Origin of the sequence: Lysobacter enzymogenes (assembly GCF_900106525.1) — a bacterium.
Taxonomy (GTDB): Bacteria; Pseudomonadota; Gammaproteobacteria; order Xanthomonadales; family Xanthomonadaceae; genus Lysobacter; species Lysobacter enzymogenes.
Genome location: NZ_FNOG01000009.1, coordinates 120422 through 129714 on the forward strand (window position 1 = coordinate 120422; position 9293 = coordinate 129714).

At 69.8% G+C, this 9293-nt stretch carries 9 protein-coding genes; 8 read left to right on the forward strand and 1 reads right to left on the reverse strand.

Annotated elements, in window-relative coordinates; genetic code table 11:
* Window positions 1-62: 62 nt before the first annotated feature.
* From BLU84_RS20835 to BLU84_RS25860, 3 genes are all read left to right on the forward strand, one after another.
* A complete protein-coding gene (locus tag BLU84_RS20835; protein WP_074871686.1) occupies window positions 63-647 on the forward strand; it encodes a TetR/AcrR family transcriptional regulator in 585 nt (194 codons plus the stop codon).
* A gap of 191 nt (window positions 648-838) precedes the next feature.
* Window positions 839-1510 carry a hypothetical protein gene (locus tag BLU84_RS20840; protein WP_083382971.1) on the forward strand — a complete coding sequence of 224 codons (672 nt, stop codon included), beginning with the start codon at window positions 839-841 and terminating at the stop codon, window positions 1508-1510.
* Between the two features lie 43 nt (window positions 1511-1553).
* Complete coding sequence (locus tag BLU84_RS25860; protein ID WP_083382972.1) at window positions 1554-2918, forward strand: XVIPCD domain-containing protein; 1365 nt, start codon at window positions 1554-1556, stop codon at window positions 2916-2918.
* A gap of 46 nt (window positions 2919-2964) precedes the next feature.
* Here the strand turns inward: BLU84_RS25860 and BLU84_RS26725 are convergent, their stop codons facing one another.
* On the reverse strand, window positions 2965-3768 hold the full coding sequence (locus BLU84_RS26725) for a hypothetical protein (RefSeq protein WP_139175157.1): 804 nt from the start codon (window positions 3766-3768) through the stop codon (window positions 2965-2967).
* Between the two features lie 280 nt (window positions 3769-4048).
* Between BLU84_RS26725 and BLU84_RS20860 the strand changes: the two genes are divergently transcribed.
* The 5 genes from BLU84_RS20860 (at window position 4049) to BLU84_RS20880 (ending at window position 9182) form a co-directional block, all read left to right on the forward strand.
* A complete protein-coding gene (locus tag BLU84_RS20860) occupies window positions 4049-4708 on the forward strand; it encodes a hypothetical protein (RefSeq protein ID WP_074871691.1) in 660 nt (219 codons plus the stop codon).
* Window positions 4709-4754: 46 nt separating this feature from the next.
* On the forward strand, window positions 4755-5111 hold the full coding sequence (locus BLU84_RS20865) for a hypothetical protein (RefSeq protein WP_074871693.1): 357 nt from the start codon (window positions 4755-4757) through the stop codon (window positions 5109-5111).
* Complete coding sequence (locus BLU84_RS20870; RefSeq protein WP_074871695.1) at window positions 5038-6783, forward strand: ABC transporter permease; 1746 nt, start codon at window positions 5038-5040, stop codon at window positions 6781-6783. Before BLU84_RS20865 ends, BLU84_RS20870 begins: the two co-directional genes overlap by 74 nt.
* A 40-nt stretch (window positions 6784-6823) precedes the next feature.
* Window positions 6824-8119, forward strand: a complete 1296-nt coding sequence (locus BLU84_RS20875) for an ABC transporter ATP-binding protein (RefSeq protein WP_074871697.1) — start codon at window positions 6824-6826, stop codon at window positions 8117-8119.
* Window positions 8120-8465: 346 nt separating this feature from the next.
* The gene (locus BLU84_RS20880) at window positions 8466-9182 is read left to right on the forward strand and encodes an MgtC/SapB family protein (protein WP_074871699.1); all 717 of its coding nucleotides are present in this window, start codon (window positions 8466-8468) and stop codon (window positions 9180-9182) included.
* The last annotated feature ends 111 nt before the right edge of the window (window positions 9183-9293 follow it).

Here is a 9293-nt window from a genome sequence, read left to right on the forward strand (position 1 = left end):
AAGCGCGATTCGCACTTTCTTTCCGCCCGACCGCGCCACCCGCCCCGCACGAGAGCCGCCGCATGAACGTCCCCGCCAAACGCCTGCCCAAATCCGAACGGCGCGAACAGCTGCTGGAAACGGCGCTGGCGATCGTGCGCGAGCAAGGCACCGACGCGCTGACCCTGGGCTATCTGGCCGAACGCGCCGGCGTCAGCAAGCCGATCGCCTACGAGCATTTCGGCACCCGCTCGGGCCTGTTGATCGCGCTGTACCGGCGCATCGACGAACGCCAGGCCGCGACCGCGGCGCGCGATTTCGAACGCACGCCCAAGCGCCTGAGCGATGTGGCGCGGCTGATGGGCGAGAGCTACATGAGCTGTTTCCGCACCGCCGGCCCGGAATGCCACGCGATCTTCGCCGCGCTCAAGGGCGACGAGGACATGGAGCGCGTGCAGCGCGAACTCACCGCCGGCTACGTCGAGTTCTACCGCGGCCTGCTCGCGCCCTACGCGAAAGTCGACGAGGCCGAGCTGCACCGGCGCTGCGTCGCCATCGTCGGCGCCGGCGAGGCGCTGTCGCGCGAGATGAGCCAGGGCCGGGTGGAGGAAGCCGATGCGGCGGCGACGTTGGCGGTTCTCATCGAGGCCACGACCTTGCACGCTTGATCCATGCCTTCGGTGCCTTGAAACGCATTCGACACCCGATGCGCGCTTGCGCCGGTACCGAACCTGCCTGTTCACGCAGGACTGCCCCGAACTCCGGCTACGATGCAACGCCGTGGCCGCCGCCGATATCGCACCGCTCGCAGGCATCGACGCCGCGCCGCACTGAACACGCCGCATTGAAAAGGACGATCATGAGCAGCATCCGTTTCGCCGCTATCGCCGCCGCCGCCCTCCTCGGCTCCGCCTGCCAAGCCGCGCAGGCGCCCCCGTCGCCCGAGTCCGCATCGACGACGCCCGCCGCCGCCGCGCCGGCAAGCCAGGCGCCGGCCGCCGCGACGCTGGACCTGAGCCAGTACGTCAAGGCCGACGACACGCTGCTGGCGCGCAAGGAATTCGACCTGCTCGGCGACGGCAACCCGCAGACCGTGCTGATCGTGCGCCACGGCGGCAAGGACGCCTCGCAGATGTATCCCTGCCAGTTGCTGATCCTGCGCAAGGACGCGTCCGCTTACGCCGTCGCCGCCAGCAGCGACAAGGTGGTGGAGTGCTTCTTCAACGAAGTGGCCAAGAACGCCAAGGACCTCAGCGACAACCTCAAGCTGTCCAAGGACAGCCTGGTCTATGTCAATCAGGGCGAGAAGAGCAGCACCACCTACAGCTTCAAGTATTCGTCCGAGACTTCCGGCTGGCGCCTGGATCGCGCCGAGAGCCACTACAGCGTTCCCAGCGAAACCTCGGACGATCTGGACAGCTACCAGGAAACCGCGGCTTACCCCAAAGACTTCGCGCTGATCGCGCTGGGCGATTTCGATCCCTCCCGGATCGAGGACGCCATGCGCGCGAACAAGCAGAAAACCCCCTGATTGCGCCCCGGCGCCTGAGCCTGACACCAACAAGGAGCGTTGCATGCCCGCTTTCAATCAATCCTCTGCACTGATGCTGAAAACCGCGATCGACTCGGGCATCACCGACCCGAAGGAACTCGCGAACATCATGGGCAACGCGTCGGTGGAAACCGCCGGCTTCAAGACCATGCACGAGCGACTCAACTACAGCTCGGCGGAAAACCTCATCAAGGCCGTCAGCTCGACCGACGAGCGCTTCTCGATGAAGGAAATCCGCGAAGCCATCGCCAGCAAGGATCCGCAGCGGATCGCCACGATGGCCTACGAGAACCGCAAGGACCTGGGCAACACCGAGCCCGGCGACGGCTGGCGCTTCCACGGCCGCGGCTACTTCCAGTACACCGGACGCGACAACTACGAACGCTACGGCGAAAAGTTCGGCGTCGACCTGGCCAACAATCCCGATCAGGCCGCCGACCCGAAACTCGCCGCGAAGCTGGCGGTGGCCTATTGGAAGGACAAGGTGCCCGAATCGCTGCGCGACGATCCGCGCCGCGCCGGCGCGATCATCAACGGCGGCCCCAACGGCGCCGACGCGCGGGTCGAACGCTCGCAGTCGTGGTCGAAGGAAATCACCCCCGAACTCGTCGAAGGCGTGCGCAGCGGCAAGATCAGCCTCGACCAGCTCGCCACGATGGGCACGCCCGAACCGAGCAAGAAGCGCGCGGCGATGGCGGACGGCATGCTGAGCCAGGGCGAGCGCGGCGCCGAGGTCAAGGCCTTGCAGAAAAACCTCACCCGCCTGGGCATCGACGGCCCGGGCGATCAACCGCTGAATCCCGACGGCCGCTTCGGCCCGGGCACCAAGCACGCGGTCGAGGAATTCCAGCGCACGCACGGGCTCAAGGAAACCGGCATCGCCGACAAGGAGACCTTGAAGGCGATCAAGCAGGCGGTGCAGCAACAAGATCCGGCCGCGCCGACCCGCCCTGCCCAGCCCGACGCCGCCACGCCTCAACGCCCCGCCAGCGCCGCGCCGGAACGCGCTGGCGCCGCCCTGCTGTCGGATCCGCGCAATCCCGATCACGGCTTGTACAAGCAGGCGATGGACGGCCTCGACAAACTCGGTAGCCGCAGCGGCCTCAACGCCGAACAGAAGCAGAACGCCGCGGCGATGCTCGCTTACGAGGCCAAGGTCTCCGGGCTGGACCGCATCGACCACGTGGCGCTGAGCCAGGACGGCAAGAAGATGTTCGCGGTCGAAGGCGGTTTGCAGGACCCTTCGCACAAGCGCATCGTCGCCGACACCGCCCAGGCCGCGGCGCAACCGGTCGCGCAGACCAGCCGGGCGATCGAAGAAGACGCGCCGGCGAAGAAGGCGACGCCGGAGCCTTCGCAGCAGCAGTCGCGCCCCATGCAGGTGTGATCCAGCGCGCCGCGTCCGTCGTGCGACGGGCGCGGCGCGATCGCTCTCAGTGGCAGCTTCCGCCGCCTCCGCCATCGCCGCCGCCACCACCGCCGCAATCGCCACCGCCGCCGCCGCCGTCACCGCCATGGCAACTGCTGCCGCCATCGCTGCCATGACAGCTGCCGCCGCCATCGCCGCCATGAAACCCGCCGCCGGCGTCGCCGCTGTAGGACGAGTCGCCGCCGCTGCGTCCGTTGTGCCCGGTCGCGATCTGGATATTCAGCCAAATCGCAGCGGCGCCGCTGGCGCCCGCAGTGCCGAAGCCGCGGCGGCCGCGGCCGGCCGGCACGACCCGCACGCCCAGCAGTTGCTGCCAGGGCCAATCGCTCAAAATCATCGCCACGATCGCGCCGATTACCGGCACCAGCCACACCAGCAGGATCATCGCGGTGCGCGCGCGCCTGGCCGCGCCCTTGCCGCGCCAGACCTTGATCGTGACCAGCAGGTTGAACGCGAACCACATCGCCACCAGCAGCCAGAACATCGCATCCATGTCCGTCCCCGCCATCGTCGTCGGTTGCCGCCGATGGTCGCCGCAATCGCGCCGGGCATGCGTGAACGATTCGCTAAAAAACGCCGATTCCAGCGCGACAGCGCGTGTGAATTCCAGCAGCGCAACGCTGCGCGCGCCGCTGCGGCCGCGCGATCGATTCGGCTGCCGCGCGAACCATCGCGGCGTTCGTCCGACCCGGCGCGATCCGCGCGCAACCTTGTAACAACCCGCCGGCCGCGCGACTGAACCGGTTCTGGCGGCTCGCGCCGCGGCCCTCGCGACAGGGTTGACCCGGGCGCATCCGGCGAGGATCATGCGCCCCGCAGTCATCCCTTCCGCCCACCAGAGGCCCCCTTGGACAGTCGATCTAGACCTTCGCTGCAGCGCTCGCGCTGACGGATCGCTTCAGGTCTGGGATGTCCCAGGTCGGCTCCGTTCGCGCAGAACGAAGCCGAGTCGCACGTAACCCGCATCGCCCTTCTCCCACGCCCGTCCGACGCGGCGTGGGCGCGCGCTCGTTTTCCCACGCACTGCAGTTCCAGCGAAGACCGCTTCCCGGTGGCCTTTGGCGGTTCCGTTCGTCCGGAGCGCGCCGATGCTTTTCCGTTTCTGCCTGTTTTTCCTGTTCGCGGCGCTGCTGCTGCACGCCGGCGCCGCGCGCGCCGGCGCCAGCCTGTACGTCGACGACGCCGCCACCGTCGAGCGCGGCCATTGCCAGCTCGAAAGCTGGCTGCGCCTGGCCGCGCCGGCGCGCGAGCTGACCCTGGCGCCGGCCTGCGATGTCGCCGGCACCGAACTCGGCCTGAGCCACAGCGACTACGCTGCGCCGCATGCCGCCGCCGCGCAAAGCCTGAGCGCCAAGCGCGTGCTGCACGCCGCCGACGGTTGGGCGGTCGCCGCCTCGCTCGGCGCCACGTGGAGCGGCGGCCGCTACGACGGCTGGAACCTCAATCTGCCGCTGACCCTCGGCCCGGATCCGAACGGCCCGCGCCTGTGGCACGTCAATCTCGGCTGGAACCAGCCGCGCCGCGGCCGCGCCCGCGCCACCGCCGGCATCGGTCTGGAACAGGCGCTGGCCGCGGACTGGACCGCGCTGGCCGAGCTCTACGCCGATCCGCACGGCGACCTCGGCGGCCAGCTCGGGCTGCGCCGCGCGCTCGGCGCGGCGGCCAACCTGGACCTGCTGCTCGGCGACCGCGAGCGCGATCCGCGCGGCCCCTGGCTGACCCTGGGTTTCAACCTCGCGCTGCGTTGAACGCCGCGCCCCATCGACCGGTCCAACTCATCGCAAGGAGGACGCCATGACCCTGCTGCACTTCCCCCTGCACCGCGCCCGCACCGCGCACCGCGGCCTCGCGCCGCTGCTGCGCCTGGCCTGCGCGCAACTGCGCGCGCGCGAAGCCGCCAAGCCCGACGCCGCGCTGATCGCGCAATGGCGGCGCTCGCCGACCAGCGGACGGCTGGAATGCCGCTGGGTGCGCGCCGGCGCCGCCGACGAACCGCCGGGACGAAAACCCATCGCACGCCACGCCCTGCGCGCGCCACGCCGCGCGCCTTCGCTCCGCTTCACCGAGGCCTACGCCGATGTCCGTGTTCCGTCCCTTCTCGCTGCTGCCGCCGGCGCTGTTGCGCCAGCGCTGGTGGCCCAACGTCTATGACCTGATCGCCTTCGCTTTGCTGATCGCCTGCGCCGTGGCGCTGGCGCACGCGGCGATGGAAACCCGCGCGCCGCTGGCGGCGCTGCACGCCGATCCGATCTCGCTCGATCCCGCGCGCCTGCCCGACTACGCCCTGCGCACCACACTGCGCATGTTCGCGGCGATGCTGGCCTCGCTGTTGTTCACCTTCACCATCGCCACCTGGGCGGCCAAGAGCCCGCGCGCCGGACGCTTGATCGTGCCGGCGCTGGACATCCTGCAATCGGTGCCGGTGCTGGGCTTTTTGAGCTTCACCGTGACCGCGTTCCTGGGCCTGTTTCCGGGACAGCAGCTCGGCGCCGAATGCGCGGCGGTGTTCGCGATCTTCACCAGCCAGGCCTGGAACATGGCGTTCTCGTTCTATCAGTCGCTGCGCACTTTGCCGCGCGATCTGGACGAGGTCGCGCGCGGTTTCGGGCTCAGCGCGTGGCAGCGGTTCTGGCGTCTGGAAGCGCCGTTCGCGATGCCGGGGCTGGTGTGGAACGCGATGATGTCGATGTCCGGCGGCTGGTTCTTCATCGTCGCCTCCGAAGCGATCACCGTCGGCGACACCACGGTCACGCTGCCCGGCGTTGGCTCGTATCTGGCGCTGGCGATCGCGCAGCAGAACTTCGCCGCGGTCGGTTGGGCGGTGGCGGCGATGGCGTTGACCATCGTGCTGTGCGACCAACTGCTGTTCCGCCCGATCGTGGCCTGGGCCGACAAGTTCCGCAGCGAACAGACCGCCAGCCAGCAGCGGCCGCGTTCGTGGGTGTACGAGCTGATCCGCCGCACCCGCGCCGGCAAGCGCCTGCTGCGGCCGCTGGCGTGGCTGTGGCAACGCGCGATGTGCCTGCGCTTCCGCCGCCGCGCGCCGGTGGCGGCCGTGGGCGAGGCCGCGCCGGCATCGCCGTGGCCCGACCGCCTGTGGCTGGCGGCGCTGCTGCTGGCGGCGACCGCCGGCGCCTGGTTCGCGGTCGACTACGGCCGCCAGCACCTGGACGCGGCCGATTTGCGCGCGGCGTTCGGCGGCGGCCTGGCGACCTTGCTGCGGGTGGTGGTGCTGATCGCCATCGCCAGCGCGATCTGGGTGCCGATCGGGGTGTGGATCGGCCTGCGCCCGCGCTGGGCGCAGCGCCTGCAACCGGTGGCGCAGCTGCTGGCGGCGTTCCCGGCCAACGTGCTGTTCCCGGTGGCGGTGATCGCGATCCTCGCCACCGGCGCGGACCCGGACATCTGGCTGTCGCCGCTGATGGTGCTGGGCACGCAGTGGTACATCCTGTTCAACGTGATCGCCGGCGCCAGCGCGGTGCCCACCGACTTGCGCGAAGCGGCCAGCGTGTATCGGCTGCGTTCGTGGACGTGGTGGCGGCGCGCGATCCTGCCGGCGGTGTTCCCCTACTACGTCACCGGCGCGCTGACCGCCTCGGGCGGCTCGTGGAACGCGAGCATCGTCGCCGAGTGGGTGAGCTGGGGCGACCAGCACGTTCAAGCCTACGGCCTGGGTTCCTACATCGCCCACGCCACCGCCGCCGGCGATTTCCCGCGCATCGTCCTGGGCGTGGCGGTGATGTCGCTGTTCGTCACCGCCTTCAACCGCGCCCTGTGGCGCCCGCTGTACGCCTACGCCGAACGGCGCCTGCGCCTGGACTGAGCGCGCGCCCGGCCCTCATCGAATCCGAAGGAGTTTCGCCATGACCCTGCACACCTGCATCCGCCCGCTGATCGACGTGCGCGGCCTGAGCCAGTACTACCCCAAGGCCGGCAGCGAACCGTTGCGCGTGCTCGACCACGTCGACCTGCAACTGCATCCCGGCGAGATCGTCGGCCTGCTCGGCCGTTCCGGATCGGGCAAGTCGACCTTGCTGCGCGCGATCGCCGGCCTGATCCGCCCCAGCGCCGGCGAAGTCGAATTCCTCGGCACGCCGCTGAGCCGCGCGCCGGCCGACATCGCGATGGTGTTCCAAAGCTTCGCCCTGTTCCCGTGGCTGACCGTGCTGCAGAACGTCGAGTTGGGCCTGGAAGCGCGCGGCGTGGCGCCGTCGGAGCGGCGCCGGCGCGCGCTGGCGGCGATCGACCTGATCGGCTTGGACGGCTACGAAAGCGCGTACCCGAAGGAATTGTCCGGCGGCATGCGTCAGCGCGTCGGCCTGGCCCGCGCGCTGGTGGTGGAACCCAAAGTGCTGCTGATGGACGAGCCGTTCTCGGCGCTCGACGTGCTGACCGCGCAGACCCTGCGCAGCGATCTTCTCGACCTGTGGGCCGAGCGGCGCATGCCGATCGAGTCGATCCTGATGGTCACCCACAACATCGAGGAAGCAGTGCTGATGTGCGACCGCATCCTGATCTTCGGCTCGCATCCGGGCCGGGTGATCGAACAGATCCCGGTGTCGCTGGCGCAGCCGCGCGACCGCTTCGATCCGCAGTTCCGCGATCTGGTCGATGCGATCTACCAGCGCATGACCGGCGGCGCCCAGCCCGGCGCGGCGCCGCGCGGCGGGCTGGCGATGGAGCTGCCGCACGTGTCCAGCAATCTGATCGCCGGCCTGATCGAGGCGCTGGCCGAGCCGCCGTACCGCGGCCACGCCGACCTGCCGGCGCTGGCGGCGCAGCTGCAACTGGAAATCGACGAGCTGTTCCCGATCGCCGAAAGCCTGCAGTTGCTGGGGCTGGCCGAACTCGGCGACGGCGACCTGCGCCTGAGCGAGACCGGCGCGCGTTTCGCCGCGCTCGACACCGATGAGCGCAAGCATCTGTTCGCGCGCCAGTTGGCCGCGCACGTGCCGCTGGCCGCGCACATCCGCCGGGTGCTGGACGAGCGCAGCGCGCACCAGGCGCCGGCGCGGCGGTTCCGCGACGAGCTGGAAGACCACATGTCGCCGGACTATGCGGCCGCGACGCTGCGCGCGGTGACCTCGTGGGCGCGGTATGCGGAGTACTTCGCCTACGACGAGGCGGCGGATCGGTTCAGCCTGGACAACCCGGGCTGAGCCTGAGCGGCTGCAACAAGAGCGTCGGGGCTGAAGCCCCTCCCACAATAGCCTTCATCGGCGGGTGCGAGGCTGTCGTAGTCGGGAGCCATGGGGCCTGACGCTCAGGCTTTGGCTAAAGCATCGGGTTGAAGCCTTTCTACAACAGCCCTCATCGGCGAGTGCGAGGCTGTCGCGGGAGGAAGCCATCCGACCCGATGCCCGGGCTGCGACCGAAGCATCGCGGCCGAAGCCCCACAGCACGACCTTCACCTGCCCAGGCCATGCTGTTGTGGGAGGGCCTTCAGGCCCGACGCCTTCCGCTACGGCGCGACACCCCTTTCAACACCCGACCACGGAGCCGCTCATGCGCTTCCTGCACACCTTCCAACTGCTGCCGTTCCTCGACACCGTGCTGAGCCTGCTGGCCGCCTTCGTCCTGGGCACCCTGATCGGCGCCGAGCGCCAGTATCGCCAGCGCACCGCGGGCCTGCGCACCAATGTGCTGGTCGCGGTCGGCGCGGCCGCGTTCGTCGACTTAGGCATGCGTCTGGCCGGCAGCGTCGAAGCGGTGCGGGTGATTTCCTACGTGGTCTCCGGCATCGGCTTCCTCGGCGCCGGCGTGATCATGAAGGAAGGCATGAACGTGCGCGGCCTCAACACCGCCGCGACCCTGTGGTGCTCGGCCGCGGTCGGCGCCTGCACCGGCGCGGACATGATCGCCGAGGGCGCGTTGCTGACGGTGTTCGTGATCGCCGGCAACACCTTGCTGCGGCCGCTGGTCAACGCGATCAACCGCGTGCCGATCGACGAGCGCGTGTCGGAAGCGACCTACGAGGTACGCCTGAGCGCGGTGCCGGACACCGCACCGGCGGCGCGCGAGTGGCTGGTCGATCATCTGGAAGCGGCCAACTACCCGGTCGGCGACGTCAACGTGGACGAGCACGGCGAGACCGCGACCGACATCGTCGCGACCCTGGTCAGCACCGCGGTGGTGGCGGCCGAACTGGACGCCGTGGTGGAGCGATTGCGGCGCTTGCCGGGGGTGACGCACGCGACCTGGGAATCGAGCACGCGCGATTGAGCGGCTGCGCAAGCCACGCACGCTCCCTGTAGGAGCGGCGCGAGCCGCGACCGCGGAGTAGCCAGTTGCGTCGTATCTGCGGTGTCTCGGTCGCGGCTTGCGCCGCTCCTA

Coding starts and splice junctions, on each gene's coding strand:
- BLU84_RS20835 (WP_074871686.1), top strand. CDS start 63: ATGAACGTCCCCGCCAAACGCCTGCCCAAATCCGAACGGCGCGAACAG.
- BLU84_RS20840 (WP_083382971.1), top strand. CDS start 839: ATGAGCAGCATCCGTTTCGCCGCTATCGCCGCCGCCGCCCTCCTCGGC.
- BLU84_RS25860 (WP_083382972.1), top strand. CDS start 1,554: ATGCCCGCTTTCAATCAATCCTCTGCACTGATGCTGAAAACCGCGATC.
- BLU84_RS26725 (WP_139175157.1), bottom strand. CDS start 3,768: ATGATCCTCGCCGGATGCGCCCGGGTCAACCCTGTCGCGAGGGCCGCG.
- BLU84_RS20860 (WP_074871691.1), top strand. CDS start 4,049: ATGCTTTTCCGTTTCTGCCTGTTTTTCCTGTTCGCGGCGCTGCTGCTG.
- BLU84_RS20865 (WP_074871693.1), top strand. CDS start 4,755: ATGACCCTGCTGCACTTCCCCCTGCACCGCGCCCGCACCGCGCACCGC.
- BLU84_RS20870 (WP_074871695.1), top strand. CDS start 5,038: ATGTCCGTGTTCCGTCCCTTCTCGCTGCTGCCGCCGGCGCTGTTGCGC.
- BLU84_RS20875 (WP_074871697.1), top strand. CDS start 6,824: ATGACCCTGCACACCTGCATCCGCCCGCTGATCGACGTGCGCGGCCTG.
- BLU84_RS20880 (WP_074871699.1), top strand. CDS start 8,466: ATGCGCTTCCTGCACACCTTCCAACTGCTGCCGTTCCTCGACACCGTG.